The organism is Gardnerella washingtoni (assembly GCF_049262705.1).
GTDB lineage: Bacteria > Actinomycetota > Actinomycetes > Actinomycetales > Bifidobacteriaceae > Bifidobacterium > Bifidobacterium vaginale_D.
The window spans coordinates 1,216,846-1,238,960 of the sequence record NZ_CP058398.1 but is presented as its reverse complement, the minus strand read 5'-3'; the positions used below and the strand labels follow the sequence as shown (position 1 = coordinate 1,238,960).

The window sequence follows — 22,115 nt, the reverse complement described above, 5'->3', positions numbered from 1 at the left end:
ATCGTTTTGTCTCTAGCATATCTATTTAATATGTCTAACTTTTATTTCGAGTGTTTCATAGCAACAATTGCTAGTGAGGGATTCGCAGATTGTGCTTGTAGTAAACGTAGTGCATCTGCAGCAGGCATGGCAAGTGTAGTAGTATTTTGCTGATTTTGTGCTGATTGCTGGTTTTGCGTTATATGTAGTACCATGACATGCTGTATTATGCTTACATAGCGTTTATCAATTGTTGTAATTTCAGCTTTTTTGCTTTCATTATTGTGTTCTGACGATGCTGGGTTACTATTTTTCCCCAATTCTGCACCGTTGATATCGTTATCGGCATCTTCATCTTGCAGAGGTTTACTAAAAGCAAGATTAATTTGTTCTCCAGGTATTAAAGTGTGATCTGCACTAGCTAAGTGCACATTAATAGAAGTGAATCCTTCAGGAATACTTGGAATATGACTCACAGCATTTTGTAAAATTGGCATGCCTGTTTGTATTTCACAGGTAGTAATGAGAGGATTATGCGTATTTACCCGTTCAGTTAATGCATAATGAAATACATCATGTTGTGGCACTCGAACATAGCTTATGTCATTTGCTGTGAGTTGCGCACCTTGCTGAATGTGGTGAGATGCTACAGGTATTACTTGTGTTGCTTGTGCGTCAATAATTGATGATATTACAAGTAAAGACATGATTCCTGCGCACAGCACTATGATAATTTTTCTAACAAATGCGCGTTGGCGACGTTGTATTAGTGCGCTGCTTCGTTGAGCGCGCTGAAATTTTGATAGTAAAGAAAAGGTTATACTCATACTTTGCATTGTGTAGTTTTTATTGCAGGTGTACAAGAAAAACTACACAATGTGGTTAAAACCTATAATCGTAGTCAGAAAGTACGTGAATTATTTTTTACTTATTAGGATTACTTGTCTGTTCTGTAAAAACCTTTGCCTTTGAAATTAATTGGAGGAGCAGAGTACACCTTGTGTACTGTATTCTTGCCACATTGAGGGCAAAGAGTAATAGGATCATCTGAAAATGATTGATGTTCTGAAAAATCGTATCCGCATTGCTTGCAACGGTAATGATAAGTAGGCAAAAGTCCCTCCGAAATTACATGAGCATGTAAATAAAAAGTTTTCGCTCGAAACAAAGTTTCAACTGTCAGCCTAAGCTGTAATGAATCTTACTTACTGTTCTTCCACATATCCTAGTCTATACCGTGACAGTTGGATACTGTATGAAACTTATTTACTACATAATATGTTGATACAGCGCATTGTGCATAAGTGTTTATTGCATGCTTATATTTTGACGACACGCCGAAATGTTTATGTTGCTACACATCCTATAACTTCTTTATATTAATAGTTATGGGTTATGAATCGGTGAGTGCGCTTCTTGTGTTGATCATCCTCGTAGCCTTATGGTTCGGGTGGTTGCCTAAGCGCACGGTTAATGGTATGAAATCTATGCTTGAGCATCGTGAAGATAGGTTTTCACCTTCACTGCATCTTGTAGGTGAGTGGAGTATCGCACATGTTTGTGACGGTACGAGTATGTTGGCAAAAGAGGCTTGTATGCAACCGACTCAACAAAAACAAACATTAACACCTGAACATATTGCGCGGGTTCGTACTGCTCGACGTGCTGCTGTTCGTCGTCGCCGCATATTAGTCATCGCTCTTGTTGTATTAACGATTCTTGTGTTGCTAGCAGGCTGCTCTGGGTTATTTACACCAGTGTTTGCGCTTATTCCAGCCATTATGCTGTTTGTTGTGCTGTATCTCGGAGCACGGGTGTCTCGCCGTGCGCGCAAGTGGGAAGCACGCGTAGCCGCAATGCGAGACGAAAAAAATCAAGTACAGACAGAAGATGCCTTGTATAAACATCATAATAGCGCTCTTGTGTATCAACTAACTGATACTAACAATGCATATGATGCTAATGCTGATAAGGCGAGCAATAGTATTGATAATGGTAACAATGCGGCTGATAGCGGTTATGGCACTGTGGTTGATGATTCGACTGCTCCAGTATCTTCTCGATCCCGTGATGATGCAGAAACTTCTGTTATGGAACAAAGTGAAATTAGAGTAGCATTGCATCAGGCTATGCAAGAACGAAATGCTGCACTGCGCACTCGTGAAGTTTCTCAAGAAGCATTGAGCGAAGATGTGGATGTAAATGAAGATGCTTATGATGTTGCTGATTCTGTGCCTATTGTTGATTCTGCGTGTGTCCATCAAGATTTGATTTCATTCTCACTAGACGCTCAAGCACAAACTCAGTCAGAAAAACCTTCGTCAACACCATCTATGCCAGAAAGCTTGGAAATTAAGTCTACTAAGCAGGTAACGAAAGCAGTGCCAGTTGCTAAGTCAACACAAGCCGTTCTGGGGATAGAATCGTCACAATCCCATACTCAAGAATCAACAAGTGATGTAGAAGCTCCAGAAAGTTCTGCAGATTCATTAGGTGTAGCTAATTTGCATGATGTGCTTTCGCGCCGTAGTTCATGACACGCTATTCTTGTAAACATACGCATAAACTCGTATATGATTCTTCGCGACGCTGTATTTTCAGTATATTGTGACGAAACGCGCAACAAAATATTTTTAAAAAGATTAGCACTCGAGTTGGCAGAGTGCTAAATTCGCGGTACCATGAAACACAGAACGTAAGTGCGGTTGCAGACGTGATCGTCAGCCTCGTCGGATTGTGCTTGCGTACAAAGTTAGTATCTCTCTTAAGAAAGAGGTGGCGACAGTGTCGATTAAACTCACACCGTTGGAAGATAAGATTATTGTAAAGCAAGCTCAGGCGGAAACTCAGACTGCTTCTGGTCTGTATATTCCGGATAATGCTAAGGAAAAGCCTCAGCAGGGTGAAGTTCTTGCTGTGGGTCCTGGTCGTCGTGACGATAAGGGCGAGCGCATTCCAATGGACGTTAAAGTTGGAGACAAGGTTTTGTACTCCAAGTATGGCGGAACTGAAGTACACTATGAGGGTGAAGATTACTTGATTGTGTCTTCGCGCGATGTGCTTGCTATTCTTGGTTAGTATTAGCCAATGTGAGCAATAATTCTTTACGCTAAAAGTAGCGTTAATAACGCTGGGAATGACAGAAATGTTGTTTCCAGCGTTTTTTATTGCTGTGTGTTGTCAAGAAAAAACTATTGCGTAAGGTCGTATCGTTGAAGAACAACGAATAAAACTGCGAAATCAAGTCGAAGTGTGGGAAAGTGTCGTCTATGAGTCAAAAAGCACGGTTTTGCTGACTGTATACGTGAATTACGTAAAGTACTTGCATAGTTGAGTTGTACAAGGAGTATGATGGAGAAGTATGACATATAAACATCGCAGCATTGTAGATACGATTCCTAGCTATAAGCAGGGTAAGCCAGCTCCTCAATTGGAGGGTATTCGCGCATATAAGATTTCCAGTAATGAGAATCCTTATGAACCTTTGGAAAGCGTCAAAGAAGCTATTGCAACTCGCGCGCTTCATGTAATCAACCGCTATCCAAATATGCGCGGTACGGAAGTTGTTGAAGAACTTGCTAAGCGTTTTGGTGTGACATCGGATGAAGTAGTGCTTGGTTGCGGCTCTACTGAAGTTATTACGCAGTTGGTTGACTTTGTTGCAGGTCCGGGTGATGAAGTTGTGTATCCTTGGCGAAGTTTTGAAGCGTATCCGATTATTGTGACTGGAGCTGGTGCTACAAGCGTTCAGATTCCTAACTGTGCTGATGGTTCTCACGATATAGATGGCATTATCAATGCTATTAACGAGCGTACGCGTTTGGTTATTTTGAATAATCCTAATAATCCAACCTCTGCATCTCTTAGCGAAGCTGACGCGCGCAAAGTTTTGGATGCTGTACCGAGTGATGTGCTTGTGCTTATTGATGAAGCTTATGTGCAGTTTAATACTAATGAAGGTACTGCAGACGGCATGAAGTTGTATCGTGAGTATCCAAACGTAGTTGTTGCACAAACGTTCTCCAAAGCTTATGGTTTGGCAGGTTTGCGTATTGGTTATGGTATCGCGCCTGCTGAAGTTGTAGAGGGCATGCGTAAGGTGGCTGTGCCTTTTGGTGTGTCTCAAATAGCACAGGTTGCTGCTTTGGCATCGTTGGAAGATACTGCAAGCGAAGAAATGAAGAAGCGTGTCGCGTCTCTTGTTGCAGAGCGTGAGCGTATGGTTAGTGCTTTACGTGAGCAGGGCTGGGATATTGCGAATGCCTATGCTAATTTCTTCTGGATGCCGTTTGGTGTAGATACTGAGCGTGCGACTGAGCGTTTTGTGGCAGCTGGATTGTCAGTTCGAGCTTTTGCTGGTGAGGGTATTCGTATCAGCATTGGTGAACGTGAAGCTAATGATCGTGTGCTTGTAGTTTGCGAAAATCTAAAAAAAGCTGGTTTTAGGCTCGATAATTAACTTTTTTCATATCAGTTTTGTTTTCGGCGTGTCTTAAACTTGCATTCGTCGCGTATTTGTGGCAGAATAACAAAGTTGCCGTTTGAAGTTCACTTCTTACGGAGACTGCTGGCGGGTTTCCCAAGTGGTCAAAGGGAGCTGACTGTAAATCAGCCGCTTCGTGCTTCAGTGGTTCGAATCCACTACCCGCCACGCCTCGATAGCTCAGTGGTAGAGCACTTCCTTGGTAAGGAAGAGGTCGTGAGTCCGATTCTCACTCGAGGCTCTCTGGCGGGGTAGCTCAGCTGGCTAGAGCGTACGACTCATAATCGTAAGGTCAAGAGTTCGAGTCTCTTCCTCGCTACAACGGCCAGTAGGAGACTGGCTGGCCAACAATGAATTGTAGAGGTGAACGAAATGGCAAGCAAGAGCGCTGACATCCGTCCGGGCATCACGATGGCATGCACGGAATGCAAAGAGCGTAACTACATCACGACGAAGAATCGTCGTAATACGCCGGATCGTCTTGAGCTGAATAAATTCTGCCCACGCTGCGGCAAGCATACGCTTCATCGCGAAACTCGCTGAGAATTTTCAGCTTGCTGTGTTGGGATGTGGCTTTACATTTAAACTCATCACGATTGCGCAGAATATAATACTTATTGCCCCGCTTTTGTGGGGTTTTTTGTTATTTCTTGTTGTTAAGATATGAAACATGACTATGCAAGCATCTTTAGTAAATAATCCATCGTTCACAGATATTACAACCATTGGAGTTGGTGGTAGTATTGCGCATTTTATTCAACCTACGAGCCGTGTTGCTGTTATTGAAGCAGTAGAAGATGCTGATGAATCAGGGTTGCCATTATGTGTTGTTGGTGGCGGTTCAAATATGCTCGTTAGTGACAGTCCATTTCATGGTGTGGTAATTCGTGATGCTCGCCGCTCTATTCATGTTCTTGATGAGGCTGCGCCTGCAGAAGATGGCATTGATGAGCAAACTGGTGCGCGCATGGTTCATGTAAACGCTGAAGCTGGCTGTAATTGGGATGATTTTGTTTCACATGTACTTGCGCTCGGCCTTGAAGGCGTAGAGGGGCTTTCTGGTATTCCTGGCACCGTTGGTGCTTCTGTGGTGCAAAATATTGGTGCTTATGGTCAAGAAGTTTCAGATAGTGTTACTTCAGTAGAGGTTTGGGATCGTAAAACGAAAACAACGTATGAGTTATCGAAAGAAGCGTTGTGTTTCGGATATCGTACGTCAGCGCTTAAGCAAAGTATGTATGTTGCTGATAATGAGCCTGTTAAACCCTATTTTCCTACTCCGCGTTATGTGGTCTTGTCTGTTACGTTTTGCTTATGTCACAGCAATACTGGCGTTGTTTCTCATGCACAGCTTGCGCATGCCTTGCGAGTTGAAATAGGTGAGCGCATGCAGACTAGCACAATTCGTCGTGAAGTTTTGCGTGTGCGTGCTTCTAAAGGCATGCTTGAGGATGCTTCTCGATATAGTAATCCGTGGATGCAGGGCTTAAAAAGTACTGAAGGTGTAAATTGTGCTTTACGCTTGCAGCAAGAGGATTATGCTATCGGAGAGTGGCATGAAGGAGATGCTCCTTATAGTGATCGCCACAGTTGTGGTAGTTTCTTTATGAATCCAGTAATGACACAAACCCAAGCTGCTTTGTTGCCTGAAGATGCTCCAAGATTTGATGTTATATTGCCAGATGGCTCCGAAGGTATAAAAACTTCTGCAGCATGGCTTATTGATCATGCTGGTTTTCATAAGGGCTTTAGACTGACGAAAAATGGTGAAGCTTCTCCAGCTGGTCTTTCTTCTTTGCATACTTTGGCTCTCACTAATCGCAATAATGCTTCTTGTGCTGATATGCTTGCTTTGGCGAAAGCTGTTATTAACGGTGTGTACGGTAAGTTTGGTGTGGTTCTTGTTCCAGAGCCTGTGCTTATTGGTATTTCTGTTAAGTAAAAATTTTTCAGAAAATATACCAATAATGCAGAAATATATATAGTTATTCATTAAAATTTTGTAAATGCTACAGGAACACACGGGAAAACTACCGTAGAAGCATAGTTTTGTGTAATATTTACCTACATTATCTATATAAAAATTTTTGTTTAGCTTTACTTACAAAAAATAAATAAAAGTTTTGTAAAGATAATGTCGCAACTGTTCCGCAGAATTCGTTGATGCGTTGCTAATTGCGTCTATACCTTTATACCTACTTATACCTCAACGAAAGTGCGTTTATTATGCAAATATGGAGAAAAAAGTCTGTTGAACAGACTATCGCAGAGACAATGGATGGTGAACGCCATCTTAAACGTACCTTAAATGCGTGGGATTTGGCAGTTATGGGTGTTGCTGTTGCTGTTGGTGCCGGTATTTTCTCGGTTGGCGCTCAAGCTGCAGCATTTCATGCCGGACCTGCTGTAATTATTAGCTTTATTATTGCAGGTGTTGTATGCGGCTCTGCTGCAATGTGCTACGCAGAATTTGCCTCTATGATCCCAGTTGCTGGATCTGCTTATACATTCACATACACCACAGTTGGCGAGCTTGTTGCTTGGATTATTGGCTGGGATATGATCCTGGAAATGCTGATGGCCGGCTCAGTGATAGCAAAGTATTGGGGCGTGTATCTTAACGATTTAATGAAGCTTTTCGGCTTGAATATGACTACCAGTTTTAAGCTAGGTGGTTTTACAATCGATGTAGCTCCAATCGTAATCGTTGCATTCTTTACAACTATGCTTGTTCTTGGCACCAAGCTTTCTGCACGCTTCGACGGCGCTTTAACAATCCTTAAGATTGGTATTGTTCTGTTCGTGGTAGTTGTGGGCTTCTTCTACATTAAAGCTTCAAACTTTACTCCGTTTATTCCACCTGCAACTGACGTTGCCAGCGTGAAAGGAATAGAAGTTTCTGGCGTTATGAGCCAGCCTTTGTGGCAGTGGGTAACCGGTATGCAGCCAGCCGTTTACGGCGTTCCTGGCATTCTTTCCGGTGCTGCTTTGGTGTTCTTCGCATTCATCGGTTTCGACGTTGTGGCAACCACCGCTGAGGAAACTAAAGATCCACATAAGAATATTCCACGAGGCATTGGTCTCGGTTTGTTTATTGTTACTGTTCTTTACATCCTTGTTGCAGTTGTGACCACCGGTATGGTTTCCTACAAGGATTTGGCAAAGCAGGAAGCTCCTTCGCTTTCTACTAGCTTTGAACTCGTAGGAGCTACTTGGGCTGCAAAGATTATTTCCCTCGGCATTGTTATTGGCTTAACAACCGTTGTGATGGTTCTTTTGCTTGGTCTTACACGAATTATCTTCGCTGTGAGTCGCGATGGTCTGCTTCCGCGTAGCTTCTCTAAGGTAAGTAAGCGTGGTATTCCTGCAAGGCTTCAGATTATTTCCGGTATTGTTGTAGCAATTGTGGCTTCTACACTCGATATTGGCATTCTTTCCGACATGGTGAATATTGGTACGCTTTCTGCGTTCCTGCTTGTTTCTGCAGGTGTGCCGATTATGCGTATGCGTAGACCAGATTTGCATCGTTCATTTACTGTGCCAGGCAATCCGTGGCTTCCGCTGTTTGCAGCACTTTCCACATTCTGGCTCATGCTCAACTTGTCTGTATTGACTTGGATTCGTTTTGCAGTGTGGCTGGCAATCGGTTTTGCGGTGTACTTCGGCTACTCTTACCGCAACTCTCTGCTTGGAAGGCAGTTGCGTAAAGCCAAGAAGCTTGGTGTACCAGTTGAAACCTTGTTTGCTCAAGATGCTGCAGCTGCAGAAAAGGTAGCTGAAGGAGAAACAGAAGAGCAAGCTCGCGCAGAAGCTCAAGCTGAGGTAACTACTGCATCTCAGTCTGCATCTGAATAGTTTGCGACTAATAGTCTGCATCTTAGTAAAATAATCAAAATTAACAAATTATTGAACTAGCAAAAAGTCGACATGCGGTTACACTGTATGCCGACTTTTTGTTATAGACTTTCCAAAAATGTCCTATAATAGAAAAGTTGCATAAAAGTAGGAAGGAGGGCATTATGCCATATGTAATCGCAGAGCCTTGCGTAGATGTAAAAGATAAAGCATGTGTTGATGAATGTCCTGTGGACTGCATTTATGAAGGCGATCGTACGCTTTATATTAACCCGAATGAGTGTGTGGATTGTGGAGCGTGTGAACCAGCTTGCCCAGTAGAAGCTATTTTTTATGAAGACGATTTGCCAGAAGACTGGGAGTGGTACCGAGATGCTGCCGTTGATTATTTTGACAAGCTTGGCGATTTAGGTGGAGCTACAGATGCTGGAGCTTCCGGATGGGATGAGGCGCATGTTGCAGCACTGCCTCCGCGACGACCTGCCTGAGCAAGCTCAGTAGCGAGCGCGTTACCCGCGCGAGCGTTAAGCACACCGTGCTTCACATTTGAGCCAAATCACGCTTTGAAGGAGCTTGAAATCCTGTTGATTTCAAGCTCGGTCAAAGCGCTGCGCGAGCGTCCTTCGTTCAGTGCGAAAAATCTCACCACACGAATATTCGTGCAACTAGAATTACTACAATCCAATATGTGCTGCATCGTCACCGTATTTTTTGCGAACAGCGTCTAAAGCATGTTCGGCGTGACGCAATCTAGTGTTTTTATTCATTGCAGATATGCTGTTTTGCACAGGATTCTTAGATTCGCGCGTATTTTCTTCCAGAATATCGTTTAATGAAGGTTGCAGCGAAACTTTATTTGCTGGAACAAGATTATTCGCTGTAATACCAGCCAAACGAACTGTGCTTAAAAGCTTTGTGTTGTTTCCTCCAAGAATGTAATTGTGAACAGTTGGATTAGCTTTAGAAAGCAAGTCAATAGCGTGCTTATAAAACTCGTGTGTTGAATCTGTCGCATTATGCAAAGTAAAAGATCTAGTAGCGTAATGCAAATCACTAAATCGCAGTTTTAATGTTATAGTGCGTGCCATAAGCTTACGTTTTCGCAATTGTTGAGTTACTTCACTGCAGCATTGATACAACAATTGTTGCACAGTGTGTTCATCTGTTGTGTCAGTGTCGAGGGTTCGCTCAGTCCCAATAGATTTTTCTGGCGCTCGCGGTGTTACAGTGCGCTCGTCCATGCCCCTAACAGACTGATATATCATTTTTGCGCAAGCTTGAGAGCCTGTTATGCGAGTAAGTGTCGCTTCGTCAATGTTTTTAAGCGATGCAACTGTGGATAGTCCCCAGTCTTCAAGCTTATGTATTAAAGAAGGTCCAATTCCAGGTATTGCGCGCAAAGGCATAATTGATACAAAATCTGCGTTACATTTTTGCGGAATAAGAAGCATGCCATTGGGTTTTGCATTAGTTGATGCCATTTTTGCAATGAGTTTATTACTAGCAATGCCAACTGAACATGTAATATGATATTTTTCAAATACTTCTTTTCGTATCCAAGTTCCAATGTTTACAGGCGATTTCCATTGCAATAAAGCCGATTTAATATTCATGTAGCATTCGTCAACAGAAACTTTTTCGACTTGATTGGTAACATGCAAAAAAATTTCTTCAAAAATACTGTTAGAAACGCTTAAATAATAAGACATATCAACCGGCAAAAAAATTCCTTGCGGGCAAAGACTTCGTGCTTTGACTATTGGCATAGCAGAATTAACTCCGTAAGCTCTAGCTTCGTAGCTGGCTGCGGAAACAACAGCACGATTTCCCATGCCAATAATAAGTGGTTTTCCTTTAAGTTCCGGGTGCCTTGCAACTTCTAAAGAAGCATAAAATGCATCCATGTCAACGTGGAGTATGTCACAGCATGAGGTATCGTGTCCCCAATTGCGTTTTGCTGCTTGTACTCGCGGCGCTGTACTCATAATATGATGATAGAACAAAAGTTCGATTTTGTGAAGAATAATGTATTTCTATATAAAAAAATTGCTATATTTATAACAGTAAAGATTAATTTTTTATAGAAATAAAACTATTTTTGTCGCGAAAGCGTATGTCGACGTCATATTCATGTAGGGTTGGTGCTATGAAGCAATTTGTCGTTAATAGTTTACGTCGTATGCCTGTGCTGCTTATCATTGTGATAGAAGCCGCGATGGTTTATACGGCAACTTCTGTGGCAAAAGTGGCTTTTAGCCAGTTAGATCCGTTGTATGCAGTGTGGTATCGCGTAGGTTTTATGACGCTGTTGCTCTTGATTTGGCGACGACCATTTTCTAGTGCCAAGCGCAGTATGTTGCCGAAAACTTTACAAGAATGGGCTATTGCTGCTGCGGTTGGGATTTCACTAGTTGCTATGAACACCATGTTTTATGTGGCAATTAGTTGTATGCCTGTAGGCGTGGCTGTAACTATTGAATTCATAGGACCATTGCTCGTGGCTGTTATTACTGGGCACGAGTGGCGTGAGCGAGTTGGCATGCTGATTGCAGTTTGTGGCATTGCTTTACTTGCTAGTGCTTCTATACATAGCGCAGTTAGCCCACATTTTCTTGCTGGTTTATGTGCTATTCTCGTGGGCGGATTCATGTGGGGTTTGTACATTGTTTCTGGTCGTATGCTGGCAAAAAGTTCGCATGCTATTGATCGCGTAAGTATTGCAGCACTTATTGGATGGTTGCTGCAATCTACTGTGCTCGCTGTTCCTGCGGTGCAGCATGTTATTTCACCTAAATCGGAAGCTACATGGGCTGCTCGTCCTGGTGGTTCTTTTGCTTTGCTTGCGTTGATGCTAGTTATTGCAGTGTGCGCTTCTTTTTTCCCAACTTTGCTTGACCAAGTTTTACTGAAGCGTGTTACTTCTGCAAAATACTCAGTTATGCAAGCGCTGTATCCTGCAATTGCTGTGATTATTGGAATGGGATTTGGTGAAATACCAACCTTAACTGATATTGCTGGTATAGCTTTAGTTATGTGTGCTGTAGTGGTTACTTTTTCTGGTGACCATAATCCTGTGTGAAAATATATCAAAAGAGTATTTTGTTGTAGTGACCTTATTTGGATTTTGTTTTGCATACAATTTTTTGCGCGATAATATTTTCGTGTATTTTTATAAGCATATTTTGTAGAATCTTCGTTTTTATATAGTAAGTGAAGAACTTATTGACACGAAATGTGTCGTTGGACTTGTTTGCAGTCCTACAGAGGTGCTATAGTGTCAATCTGTTGCTGCTTTGTGTAGTTAACAAGTGGAGTCATGCCTGAGTGGCCGATAGGGGCACCCTGCTAAGGTGTTAGTCGTGTAAGCGGCTCGAGAGTTCGAATCTCTCTGACTCCGCGTTTGTCTCAGTAGACGTGGTTTCATGTCTACTGAGATTTTTGTTATGACCATGAAAATTTGGATTAATTTCGGTGTTATTTCCCAAAATGTGGATACTTAAAATTTTGAATCTGACCTTTTAACCACAATCATCAAAAATTGTTTACGCATCTTTAAGCGAAGAGCATAGTTAATGTCATGAGCGTTTATGAAAAGCGTTCAGCATAAATAAATGCATAATTACTTCATGATATATATGCATATATACGAAAAAATATGCATATTGGGAACAAAATGAGAGTTATTTTCCCTAATGAGTTGCTTGTAAGTGATATTGCGAATATTTATGTTATTACATTAAGGGTTGGGTTAAGGAGAATCTCATGAAAAGATATGGGGGAAAACACAGTATCAAAAATTGTGCGAATATGCTGCAAAGTAGTTTGAAGCGCAAAAGTATGCGAATATTGGTAGCGCTTATTTCTTCTTCTATTGTAGTTCCTGCAGTTTTTTGTGCACAGTTAGCTTCGGGTTTAAATATCCCAAATAGACCAGGTTTCTGGTATAAAAAATCAACTACTGTAGAGTGGTTATCGCGTCCTGATTTGTCTCTTATATTAGGACCGTCTCTTTGGGAAGCAAATAAAAAACTATATTGTATCGAATCTTCTGTTCTATACAATGCTACTGGCATTTGGAGGGCAGAAGCTAGTGAAGATTATCGTATTGCCGCAAAGTTAATTCAAGACAATAAATCCAATGACGATAGAGTTGTGCAAGCTTCTATAGCGTTTGCAATGCATAATCATTTTGATATTAATCAAGCAAGATGGAAAGAAGTTGTAGAGAACGGATTTGAAGATATTGATACACAAATTATTGCTGATACTGCTAATCGTTTGTGGCAAGAGGCAAGGAAACAAACTCCAATTCGTGCTGAATTAAAGAAAGAATACACTATAGGTCAACGTGCTGGTAGATTCACTATTCGTGTGTTTAATCCTGATGGTGAAGTATTAAGTGGTATTCCTGTCAAAATACGGTATGATGAAGATCTTATTAATTTGGAAAGTAAGAATGTTGGGCAGAAAAACTATGTTGGTGAAGTGGAAATAAGATCAACTAAAGAAGGAGTGAGTATTCCGTGGGAAGCGAAAAAAACAAGTAACGTCAATATTAGCATTCTTGTACAAGGGCCTGAGCCTGAACGATTGTACTCGGATACTGGTCAAGATAATATACGTTCTGACGAGCCAGCATGGTATGGCCAAGATTTTAGAATGATTGTAGATACCAGTTTCCAGCCAACTCTTACTTCAAAAATTGATCATCATGAATTGCAAATCGGAGAACGGGTTGATAGTGCTGTAACAAGTGGTGTTGCAACCAATGATGCTTGGATAAAAGGTGCACATATTGACGCGCAAGGATACTATTTTGTGGGTTCTGCCAACAGTGTTTTACATATGGAACCTCGCAAAGAAAATGAATCTGCGACGGAATATTTAGAGCGCTTAAGAAGTTTGTCAAATTTGCGGCAGGTTGCTGCAGCGAAAGCAACTTTTTCAAACTCTGGCGAAACAGTAGTTGCTTCAGCAAAAAGAGCTGCTGGTAACATTAGTCTGCCTGATCTTGATAAAGCTGAGCCTTATACAGTGACTAAAGATGAAGTAGGGTTGTTTGGCACATGGGTCTGGATTATTGCAGATACGGGTCAAAGTATTCCAGGGAATGCTAAATTAACGAAAGATGTGGTTTATGCATTTGGATCTCCTGAAACAACAGTAGTTCATAAAGCGTTAGTAAGTTCTGATTTTGCGCCACAGCAGCAAACGGTTGGTCTCGGAAAAGAAATTGTTAATGAAATCACAGTAAAAGGTCTTCCAGAAGAGTATGGCTCATTTACAGGCAATGAAAAGTATGGTTTTTCTGCCGATAAAAAAGCGCATATTCGCGTATGGTGGGCTGGTGCAGGTACAGAGAATCCTACGAAAACAGATAATAATCAATATATGCCAGGTGCAGCAGGTGAACCAACTGTTCAAGAACCTAAGGAAGATAAACATCATCGTATGATTGCTGATTGGGAGGTTCCAGCTGTTAATGGCATATACAGAATAGGTGATGGAGCTATTACTCTTCGTGATATCGCTGGTTCAGATAAATCAGTTCCAGGGTCGCGAAAGCTAGTGGACAATGTGCATATCCTTGCTAAGAAAAATAGTGATTCTGGATGGTATGTATTTGTGTACGATTTCCCAGGTTCATCACGTGCAATTGCTTACAAATCTGCATATGATAATTCTTGGAGTCGTACTTATGTTGAGTCAAATCCTGTAAATCGTACAGTGTCGGTAACGACGCAAGTAAGCGATAATAAAGTGTACGTTGGAAAGAAATTCCATGATAATGCAAATATTACTGGTGATGTGCCGAAAGGTAGTTATGTAATATTTAGTGCCTATTCGTATAAAACTGATAAGAATCCTGCTGCAAAGAAACTTGAATTCTCCAATAAACAGTCTGTGAGTGCCAGTGTTAATGCTGTTAAAACAGTTGCAAATGAAACAACCACAAGTAATGAAGAAGTAATGCCTCCGATGCGTGTAGATATTATGAATGTGCAGAATGATGTAAATAAGAAATCGTCAATTACTGTGCAGTCTCCAGATATTACATGTAATCATGAGGGTAATGTGTATTGGAAAGCTGAAGTATTTAATGCACAAGGTAAACCTTTAGCTACTCATGTATTAGGTGTAGAAGGTGAAACTGTACAAGTGATACATAAGCCGGTTGATTCTAAGCCTGATTCTAAGCATGAGGATCCGAAGCCTGAGAAGACTAAGCCGGAGGTGAAGCCGGAGTCTAAGCCTGAGGTGAAGCCGGAGTCTAAGCCTGAGGTGAAACCAGATTCTAAGCATGAGGATCCGAAGCATGAGAAGACTAAGCCGGAGTCTAAGCATGAGGATCCTAAGCCTGATTCTAAGCATGAGGATCCGAAGCATGAGGGAAAACCTGATTCTAAGCATGAGGATCCTAAGCATGAGAAGACTAAGCCTGAGGTGAAACCGAAGCATGAAGAAAAACCAGAGTCTAAGCATGAGGATCCTAAGCCTGGCAAGAAACCGAAGCATGAGGATCCGAAGCATGAGAAGACTAAGCCGGAGTCTAAGCATGAGGATCCTAAGCCTGATTCTAAGCATGAGGATCCGAAGCATGAGGGAAAACCTGATTCTAAGCATGAGGATCCTAAGCATGAGAAGTCTAAGCCTGATGTGAAGCCGGAGTCTAAGCCTGAGGTGAAACCAGATTCTAAGCATGAGGATCCGAAGCATGAGAAGACTAAGCCTGAGTCTAAGCATGAGAATCCTAAACATGAGAAGACTAAGCCTGAGGTGAAACCGAAGCATGAGGATCCTAAGCCTAAGGAAAAGCCTGGTGTGAAGCATGAGGATCCGAAACATGAGGTGAAACCAGATTTTAAGCATGAGGATCCTAAGCATGAGAAGACTAAGCCTGAGGTGAAATCGAAGCATGAAGAAAAACCAGAGTCTAAGCATGAGGATCCTAAGCCTGGCAAGAAACCGAAGCATGAGGATCCGAAGCATGAGAAGACTAAGCCGGAGTCTAAGCATGAGGATCCTAAGCATGAGAAGACTAAGCCTGAGGTGAAACCGAAGCATGAAGAAAAACCAGAGTCTAAGCATGAGGATCCTAAGCCTGACAAGAAACCGAAGCATGAGGATCCTAAGCCTGAGTCTAAGCATGAGGATCCGAAGCATGAGAAGACTAAGCCTGGTGTGAAGCATGAGGATCCTAAGCCTGACAAGAAACCGAAGCGTGAGGATCCTAAGCACAAGGGTACTAAGCCTGAGGTGAAGCATGGAGAGACTCATTCTGATAAGAAACCGAAGCATAAGGAAAAGCCTAGAGTGAACTCTGATGTAAAGTCCGAGGAGAAGCCGGTTGAGTCTGCTACTGATAGTAAGGGTGGTGAGTCTAAGTCAAATCCAAAACCTGCCCATACTTCTGATAAAGGTAAAATCTCTCATAGCAACAGTAATAAACAGTTTGATTCTGAAAATGATTCATATGATATTGAGACCTCAGATAACAATGATTCTGTTTATGTAGTTAATAATCAGACTTGTGATTTTGGGAATACGGATAATTCTGAATGTACTGTGGAGGATATTCTAAATTCAGAAAATGCAGCAACCAGTGATTCTTCTCATGGTGAACAGTTGCAAGGATCTCATGAGAAAAACAATGCCAATGCTGATTTTACTACTGTTGACACTATTGATACTGAAATTGACAAGAATGCTAATGATAGCAACAATAGCAAGCGCGATGATAAAACCATTAATAGTGACAATCGCAACAATGTTCATAGTGTAAGTGGTGGTAACAACTCGAATAGCGGTAATAGTAGTGCGCAAACGAGTTTAACTCCAACATCGCTTGCTACTACTGGTGCTCCAGCTATGGTTGTAATGGCACTAGCATTTATTACGCTCACATTTGCTAGCGGACTATCATTAGGACGTTTTGTGACTATTATTCCTCGTCATAAGAATAGATCTTCACGAGCTCGACATGGTGATGTACTACCAATGAGGCGTAGATTTGTATAAGATATCAATTAAAGACTGAAATATGGCGCATTAATCTGCTGTTTGTTTACAGAATATAAGGTTGATGCGCCATTTTTCCGTATTGTTAGATAAAATTTGCATAGAGTTGCAAAGAAAAATATTTTGTACTAGCTTTGGACATAATGTTATAACATTGTGGTGCTTTATTCTGGAGGATTGGGGAAAGTAGCAATGAGTGATTATGATATTGATAAGAAGAAGTTGCTTGTACGCCTACATCGTGTGCAAGGTCAGCTTATAGCAATCAATACTATGATTGAGCATGATGCTAAATGCCAGGATATTCTTATGCAGCTGTCTGCTTCGACTGCTGCATTACATTCTCTAGCTGTGGTCATAGCGCGTGAGAGTGTGAATAATCGAATACATCGTGCAACGCAAGTTGGTACGAGTAAAGCTGCAGAGGATGCTATGGGTGACGTCTCTGAGATTATCAATCGATTATTGCGTTACGAAAAGGCTTAATAACACTTGTTAGATTTGCGTAAAGATTTGCATACTGTTCATGAATTACCATCTCAGCCAGCGCATGCAGCTTTTGTAGAAAAAAAGTCGGAATTTATTAGTGATATTTGCCATATTACTTCGCTTGGTGAGGTTGCGTCTTTTATGCAATCGATGCGCATCCAGCACCCTAAAGCTCGACATATTGCTTATGCGGCAGTTTGTGGTGCATCAGATTCTCAATTTTGTGAACGAATGAGTGATGATGGTGAGCCATCGGGCACAGCTGGAAAACCTATACTAGATGTTTTACGTGCATCGAATTTAACTGACTGCGTGATAACAGTGACTCGCTATTTTGGTGGTATCCTCCTTGGTTCTGGTGGTTTGACTCGTGCTTATGCCCGCGCTGCGAGTATGGCTGTATCGTCTGCGCGAATAGTTGATATTATTTCTTGTACCAGTTTTATTTGTAGTGTGCAATATACACAATTGCGTATGTTAGAACAAATAATACGTCAAGTAAGAGGAATAATTGACGAGGAAACTTTTGGTGCTGAAATTTCTATTAGAATAGCCATTCCTACGTTAAGATCAGAAGAATTTTTACGTATGGTACAAAACGCATTTTCTGGTGCTCTTAAGCCAAAAGCAGATGGAGAAATAAGAAGAATCCGTGCGTAATGAAGCTACGGTATAGGATCTATAAGCTGCAGTATGTTTGTTTATTCAGTTAACTGCTATACATACTATTGTGTCGATAAAATATGGATACTGTGTGTATGAGCATGCGTTTGTCTATGAGTATCAATGGCATGTTTACATCGGTATTGGTATATGTGTTGCGATAAGTCGTGCATAAGCGTTACAGGTGATTTTCATGAATAAAACTAATGAACAGCAGACGAATCAGGATGAAGCATATGAGCCTTTAACTACAGTGTATGAACATTTACGGCATAGCAAAGATTCTGCAGAATTGCATGAATTTGCAAGGCGTGAGTTACCGGATCGTTCTGATCAGGCTGCATTTTCTCGTGCCACGTCTTTGTTGGAAGCTGTTGCTGGTAATGCGAATACTCCAGAAGAGGACCGCATTTATTTGGCTACTGTAATGCCATTTCCGAATATACTAGTGAAACTTTCAGAAGATGCTGCAGATAATGTTCGCTTAGCTGTTGCGAAAAATCGTGATGCTAAAAATTGGTTAGTAGGAAGACTTACTAAAGATCCAAGTCCTGCTGTTCGTGATGCAGCATTGTGCAATCCAAAAGCATCTTGGAAAATGCGTTTAGAAGGTGCAGAATGTGATGGAGTTGGTGCAGAAACTTTGCAATATCTCGCTTCTCTTGGTGTAAGTATTGAGGAAAATGCTCCCCAAGTATTGGCTGTAATGGTTCGTCGTGCTGTTGCTTTAAATCCTGGTGTTCCACAAAATGTTTTGCAAACTCTTTGCAGTGATAAAGCAGAGGATGTGTCATTGGCGGCGCGCAGTCGTTGCTCACGTGAATAGCTACATGTATATTAACTGTTGTTAGCTATGTAAACATATGTCGGCAATATGTTTGAAATAATTGAACTTGTTGCTTATGTCGATAGTAATCGTGGATTTGCGTGTATTGTGCGAAAGTTCACAATTCTTCGATATCGGACTTGATATAGATTACGGTGGAGTATATGAACAATACAACGGAAGAAGTGACCGCAATGACGCCTCTACACCGTCTCGCCGAATTGATGGGTGTTGGTGTGCGCTTTACTGGTTCAGATAATAAAGAACACGAAATTCAAGATAACGTATTAGTGTCTGTTTTGGGTGCACTAGGTGTAGATGCTTCTAGCGATGATGCAATAGAAAAATCAACGCAAAATATTTTGGAATACCGTCACAGCAGGATTATTGCCCCAACGGTTCTGCATACTGTCGGTATTTGTGATGAAGTGCCTGTAAATACCGGAATACTTGAGTATCCGGTAGCAACTTTGACGTTGGAAAATGGTGAACCATACAAAGGTGACTTAACGATTGTCCCTAATGAGAATGATGTAGCATATCCTGTAAATGGCAAATTTGTAGCAACATCTTTATTGAAGATTCCTGAAGATGTGCCAATGGGTTATCACACATTGTGTGTAAAAATTGGTGACCGACAAGAGGAAGCAACACTCATTAGTGCTCCAGAAAGTATTTCTACGCTGGATTCCCTTGAACCTAATGGTGAACAGCTTTGGGGATGGATGGCTCAGCTTTATTCAATTCGTTCTTCTCAATCTTGGGGTGTTGGTGATTTTGCTGATTTGGCAACGCTCCTTACTCAAGCTAAACAAAAAACTGGTGCTGATTTTATATTAATTAATCCAATGCATGCTGGTGAGCCTGTAGCTCCGTTAACACCATCGCCATACCTGCCAGTTGCTCGTGGCATGGTGAATGTAACGTATATTCATCCAGAAAGCATTCCAGAATATGCAACATTGGATAATAAAACTCGCGATGAAATTGATGATTTGCACGATCAAGTAGAACCGCTTAATAACGATGCACAAATTATTGATCGCGATGCTATGTGGCGTGTAAAAATGCGTGCATTATGGCTGATTTTCAAAGCCGGTATGTCTCAAGAGCGTGCTCGTGTATTTGATGAGTTTAAGCAAGAAATGGGTGATCGACTTGAGTCTTATGCTACGTGGTGCTTGTGTTACGACAAGTGGGGTGCTCCAAAGGGTGATGATTGCTGGGAGCGTGTTCTTACTAAGAATTCTGATCAGGTACGCGAGCTAACTGAGCATTTTCCAGATACGCTTGAATTTTATCGTTGGCTTGAGTGGATTGCTTTCGCGCAGTTGCACGACGCTCAAGTTGCTGCTCGTGATGCTGGTATGAAAATTGGTATTATGTCCGACATGGCTGTTGGCGTGCATCCAGCAGGATCTGAAGTTTGGTGGAACCCTGAGCGTTTTGCTAATGGTGCCACTGTTGGAGCGCCGCCTGATTACTTCAATCAACAAGGCCAGGATTGGTCTCAGCCTCCTCTGCACCCGTTCGAACTTGAGCGTACAGGGTTCCGTACATATCGGGATATGGTTCATGGCATGTTTGCTTCAGCTGGTGCTGTGCGAATTGATCACATTCTTGGACTTTTCCGCTTGTGGTGGATTCCAGAAGGTTCAGCTCCAAGCGGTGGTGCTTACGTTTATTACGATGCAGACATTATGCTTGGCATTTTAGCAGTCGAAGCTGCTCGAGCTCACGGTGTAGTTGTTGGTGAAGATTTGGGTGTACTACCAGCTAATGCTTTAGAAGTATTACGTAGGAAAGCTGTGCTTGGTTGCACTGTTGCATGGTTTGAGGAACGTGATGGAGAGTTCCGTATGCCTCAAAAGTGGCGTGAAATGACGCTCGCTTCTGTCAATACACACGATTTGCCACCTGCTGCTGGTTACTTGCGTTATGAGCAGGTTAATATTCGCGAGCGTTTGCACTTGCTTACGGGTTCTGTTGAAGAATTTCGTGCTGGCGCTGAAGCTGAGCATCGCGCTATGCTGCGTATGCTCGTAAAAGGTGGATATTTAGATGCTCAGCTGCTTGCTGACGAAGCTGCTCATACTCAGGAAATCGTGGAAGCTTTGTACCGCGCTTTAAAGGCTGCTCCTTCCAGATTGCTTGCTGCTTCTTTGGTTGATGCAGTTGGTGAGTATCGAGCACAAAATCAGCCTGGTACTAATGATGAATACCCGAATTGGCGTATTCCGCTAGCTGATGCTGATGGCAATCCTGTGTCTTTGGATACTATGTTTGATTTGCCTCGAGTGCAATCACTTTCTGCAATTATGAATGCATGATGTTTTGTTAAGTGAGCTGTTAGGTGACTATGTTGCAATTCGTCGTAGCCTCATATAAAAATAGACACTTGCGAGTAGTCGCCTGTTAGCGATATACTTATAGATTGTTGTGTTTCCCTAAGGGGTCCTTCAAAGCGCTTTTCCCACTCGCCATCGAGGACTTTCAGGGAGCCCACGGATTATGAGCACGTGTTTTCTTAAAACCGAGGAAATATAATGCTCGAAACACAATAGAGAAAAGGTACGATTGTGAAGACTTTCACACCGAAACCAGCAGATTTAACTCATGACTGGTACATTATCGATGCCACTGACGTGGTACTTGGTCGTTTGGCTTCTCAGGTAGCAATTTTGCTGCGTGGTAAGAATAAGCCAACGTTTGCTCCTCACGCCGATTCAGGCAATCACGTTATTATTATTAACGCTGAAAAGATTGCTTTGACCGGTAACAAGTTGAGCAAGGAATTGTATTCCCATTCTGGTCGTCCAGGTGGCCTTCGTCGTGACAGCTATGCAGAGCTTTTGGAGAAGAATCCAAAGCGCATCATCATGGCTGCTGTCAAAGGCATGCTTCCAAAGAATCGTCTTGCTAAGGTGCAGCTTGATCGCCTTCGTGTGTTCACTGGCGCTGAGCATCCGCACACTTCGCAGAAGCCACAGGTCTTCGAGATCGCTCAGGTCTCTCAGCAGGCTAAGTGAGATCAAGGAGAATAGATATGGCAGAAAATAACAACTCCGCGGTTCTTGAAAACGAAGAAGAACTGACTAGCTACACCACTGAAACTAACGCTGGTGCAGGCACTGGTACTTCCGCTATTGAGCCAGGCTACGGCACTGGTCGTCGTAAGGAAGCTGTTGCTCGCGTGCGTTTGGTTCCAGGCTCCGGCAAGTGGACCATCAATGGCCGCACTTTGGAAGAGTACTTCCCATCCCGCCTGTTGCAGCGCGAAGTGAATTCACCAATCGTGTTGCTCAAGCTTGAAGGCAAGTTTGACGTTGTTGTTCTCGTGGACGGCGGCGGCACTACCGGCCAGGCTGGTGCTATTCGTTTGGGCGTGGCTCGTGCTTTGAACGCTATCGATCGTGATGCAAACCGTATTGCTTTGAAGAAGGCTGGCTTCTTGACCCGCGACGCTCGCGTTGTGGAACGCAAGAAGGCTGGTTTGCACAAGGCACGTCGTGCACCTCAGTTCTCGAAGCGTTAAGTTTCGCGAATTTATATGTTACAAAATGGCTTCTGGCTTTTGCTTGAAGCCATTTTTTGTACTTAGATGAGAATTGATAAAGTATTAGCGCGGAATGCTATAAGATAAGCAATTTCACTCTCGCAACAAGTCTAAGAAACTGCGTATATATACGTTACATTACCAAATAAATTACCTATTATTAATTTTGTTAAAAATAGTTTATAACTAACATCTAAACTTAACATTCTAGAAAATTTACTTGATAATCGAACATAAATAATTAC

18 protein-coding genes and 4 tRNA genes are annotated in these 22,115 nt (G+C 42.1%); 19 read left to right on the top strand and 3 right to left on the bottom strand.

Annotation, left to right across the window (positions count from 1 at the left end; genetic code table 11):
- Positions 1 to 41: 41 nt before the first annotated feature.
- Both HXT28_RS04795 and HXT28_RS04790 read right to left on the bottom strand, forming a co-directional pair.
- The gene (locus HXT28_RS04795) at positions 42 to 815 is read right to left on the bottom strand and encodes a hypothetical protein (RefSeq protein WP_016636717.1); all 774 of its coding nucleotides are present in this window, start codon (positions 813 to 815) and stop codon (positions 42 to 44) included.
- A 101-nt stretch (positions 816 to 916) separates the two neighbouring features.
- Entirely contained in the window at positions 917 to 1,093 is a 177-nt protein-coding gene (locus HXT28_RS04790) for an FmdB family zinc ribbon protein (protein WP_081091154.1), read from the bottom strand.
- A 274-nt stretch (positions 1,094 to 1,367) separates the two neighbouring features.
- Between HXT28_RS04790 and HXT28_RS04785 the strand changes: the two genes are divergently transcribed.
- The 10 genes from HXT28_RS04785 to fdxA all read left to right on the top strand — a co-directional run bounded on the left by HXT28_RS04785 (position 1,368) and on the right by fdxA (position 8,805).
- Entirely contained in the window at positions 1,368 to 2,516 is a 1,149-nt protein-coding gene (locus tag HXT28_RS04785) for a hypothetical protein (RefSeq protein WP_422113331.1), read from the top strand.
- A gap of 247 nt (positions 2,517 to 2,763) precedes the next feature.
- A complete protein-coding gene (gene groES, locus HXT28_RS04780) occupies positions 2,764 to 3,057 on the top strand; it encodes a co-chaperone GroES (RefSeq protein ID WP_004114319.1) in 294 nt (97 codons plus the stop codon).
- A 283-nt stretch (positions 3,058 to 3,340) separates the two neighbouring features.
- A complete protein-coding gene (hisC, locus tag HXT28_RS04775; RefSeq protein ID WP_064346937.1) occupies positions 3,341 to 4,438 on the top strand; it encodes a histidinol-phosphate transaminase in 1,098 nt (365 codons plus the stop codon).
- Between the two features lie 110 nt (positions 4,439 to 4,548).
- Positions 4,549 to 4,630: transfer RNA gene (locus HXT28_RS04770), tRNA-Tyr, on the top strand.
- Position 4,631: 1 nt separating this feature from the next.
- A tRNA-Thr gene (locus HXT28_RS04765) sits at positions 4,632 to 4,703 on the top strand.
- Between the two features lie 4 nt (positions 4,704 to 4,707).
- Positions 4,708 to 4,781: transfer RNA gene (locus tag HXT28_RS04760), tRNA-Met, on the top strand.
- Between the two features lie 53 nt (positions 4,782 to 4,834).
- Complete coding sequence (gene rpmG / locus HXT28_RS04755; protein ID WP_004105548.1) at positions 4,835 to 5,005, top strand: 50S ribosomal protein L33; 171 nt, start codon at positions 4,835 to 4,837, stop codon at positions 5,003 to 5,005.
- Positions 5,006 to 5,132: 127 nt separating this feature from the next.
- Positions 5,133 to 6,404 (top strand): FAD-binding protein, encoded by a 1,272-nt coding sequence (locus HXT28_RS04750; protein WP_422113330.1) that lies wholly within the window; start codon positions 5,133 to 5,135, stop codon positions 6,402 to 6,404.
- Positions 6,405 to 6,688: 284 nt separating this feature from the next.
- Positions 6,689 to 8,317 carry an APC family permease gene (locus tag HXT28_RS04745; protein ID WP_016636723.1) on the top strand — a complete coding sequence of 543 codons (1,629 nt, stop codon included), beginning with the start codon at positions 6,689 to 6,691 and terminating at the stop codon, positions 8,315 to 8,317.
- 164 nt (positions 8,318 to 8,481) lie between these two features.
- Complete coding sequence (gene fdxA / locus HXT28_RS04740) at positions 8,482 to 8,805, top strand: ferredoxin (RefSeq protein ID WP_016636724.1); 324 nt, start codon at positions 8,482 to 8,484, stop codon at positions 8,803 to 8,805.
- Positions 8,806 to 8,991: 186 nt separating this feature from the next.
- On the opposite strand, the gene dinB is transcribed toward fdxA, so the two are convergent.
- Positions 8,992 to 10,302, bottom strand: coding sequence for a DNA polymerase IV (gene dinB, locus HXT28_RS04735; RefSeq protein WP_064346940.1), 1,311 nt, complete (start codon positions 10,300 to 10,302; stop codon positions 8,992 to 8,994).
- 161 nt (positions 10,303 to 10,463) lie between these two features.
- On the opposite strand from dinB, the gene HXT28_RS04730 reads away from it, so the two are divergent.
- From HXT28_RS04730 to rpsI, 9 genes are all read left to right on the top strand, one after another.
- A complete protein-coding gene (locus HXT28_RS04730; RefSeq protein WP_016636726.1) occupies positions 10,464 to 11,396 on the top strand; it encodes an EamA family transporter in 933 nt (310 codons plus the stop codon).
- A gap of 231 nt (positions 11,397 to 11,627) precedes the next feature.
- Positions 11,628 to 11,714 (top strand) — tRNA-Ser (locus HXT28_RS04725).
- 365 nt (positions 11,715 to 12,079) lie between these two features.
- Positions 12,080 to 16,336, top strand: a complete 4,257-nt coding sequence (locus HXT28_RS04720) for a hypothetical protein (RefSeq protein WP_422113329.1) — start codon at positions 12,080 to 12,082, stop codon at positions 16,334 to 16,336.
- A 192-nt stretch (positions 16,337 to 16,528) separates the two neighbouring features.
- Positions 16,529 to 16,822 carry a metal-sensitive transcriptional regulator gene (locus HXT28_RS04715; protein ID WP_032814922.1) on the top strand — a complete coding sequence of 98 codons (294 nt, stop codon included), beginning with the start codon at positions 16,529 to 16,531 and terminating at the stop codon, positions 16,820 to 16,822.
- A 6-nt stretch (positions 16,823 to 16,828) separates the two neighbouring features.
- Positions 16,829 to 17,485: a YigZ family protein gene (locus HXT28_RS04710; protein WP_016636480.1), complete on the top strand. Its 657-nt coding sequence runs from the start codon at positions 16,829 to 16,831 to the stop codon at positions 17,483 to 17,485.
- 196 nt (positions 17,486 to 17,681) lie between these two features.
- Positions 17,682 to 18,314 carry a hypothetical protein gene (locus HXT28_RS04705; protein ID WP_016636482.1) on the top strand — a complete coding sequence of 211 codons (633 nt, stop codon included), beginning with the start codon at positions 17,682 to 17,684 and terminating at the stop codon, positions 18,312 to 18,314.
- Between the two features lie 164 nt (positions 18,315 to 18,478).
- Complete coding sequence (gene malQ, locus HXT28_RS04700) at positions 18,479 to 20,644, top strand: 4-alpha-glucanotransferase (RefSeq protein ID WP_016636483.1); 2,166 nt, start codon at positions 18,479 to 18,481, stop codon at positions 20,642 to 20,644.
- Positions 20,645 to 20,893: 249 nt separating this feature from the next.
- Entirely contained in the window at positions 20,894 to 21,343 is a 450-nt protein-coding gene (gene rplM, locus HXT28_RS04695) for a 50S ribosomal protein L13 (protein ID WP_016636484.1), read from the top strand.
- A 17-nt stretch (positions 21,344 to 21,360) separates the two neighbouring features.
- Entirely contained in the window at positions 21,361 to 21,849 is a 489-nt protein-coding gene (gene rpsI, locus HXT28_RS04690; RefSeq protein WP_016636485.1) for a 30S ribosomal protein S9, read from the top strand.
- The last annotated feature ends 266 nt before the right edge of the window (positions 21,850 to 22,115 follow it).

Excerpts from the sequence above, each read along its gene's own strand:
- HXT28_RS04795 (WP_016636717.1), bottom strand. The coding sequence starts at position 815 with ATGCAAAGTATGAGTATAACCTTTTCTTTACTATCAAAATTTCAGCGC.
- HXT28_RS04750 (WP_422113330.1), top strand. The coding sequence starts at position 5,133 with ATGACTATGCAAGCATCTTTAGTAAATAATCCATCGTTCACAGATATT.
- rpmG (WP_004105548.1), top strand. The coding sequence starts at position 4,835 with ATGGCAAGCAAGAGCGCTGACATCCGTCCGGGCATCACGATGGCATGC.
- HXT28_RS04785 (WP_422113331.1), top strand. The coding sequence starts at position 1,368 with ATGGGTTATGAATCGGTGAGTGCGCTTCTTGTGTTGATCATCCTCGTA.
- malQ (WP_016636483.1), top strand. The coding sequence starts at position 18,479 with ATGAACAATACAACGGAAGAAGTGACCGCAATGACGCCTCTACACCGT.
- HXT28_RS04705 (WP_016636482.1), top strand. The coding sequence starts at position 17,682 with ATGAATAAAACTAATGAACAGCAGACGAATCAGGATGAAGCATATGAG.
- HXT28_RS04745 (WP_016636723.1), top strand. The coding sequence starts at position 6,689 with ATGCAAATATGGAGAAAAAAGTCTGTTGAACAGACTATCGCAGAGACA.
- hisC (WP_064346937.1), top strand. The coding sequence starts at position 3,341 with ATGACATATAAACATCGCAGCATTGTAGATACGATTCCTAGCTATAAG.
- fdxA (WP_016636724.1), top strand. The coding sequence starts at position 8,482 with ATGCCATATGTAATCGCAGAGCCTTGCGTAGATGTAAAAGATAAAGCA.
- HXT28_RS04730 (WP_016636726.1), top strand. The coding sequence starts at position 10,464 with ATGAAGCAATTTGTCGTTAATAGTTTACGTCGTATGCCTGTGCTGCTT.
- HXT28_RS04720 (WP_422113329.1), top strand. The coding sequence starts at position 12,080 with ATGAAAAGATATGGGGGAAAACACAGTATCAAAAATTGTGCGAATATG.
- dinB (WP_064346940.1), bottom strand. The coding sequence starts at position 10,302 with ATGAGTACAGCGCCGCGAGTACAAGCAGCAAAACGCAATTGGGGACAC.
- HXT28_RS04715 (WP_032814922.1), top strand. The coding sequence starts at position 16,529 with ATGAGTGATTATGATATTGATAAGAAGAAGTTGCTTGTACGCCTACAT.
- rpsI (WP_016636485.1), top strand. The coding sequence starts at position 21,361 with ATGGCAGAAAATAACAACTCCGCGGTTCTTGAAAACGAAGAAGAACTG.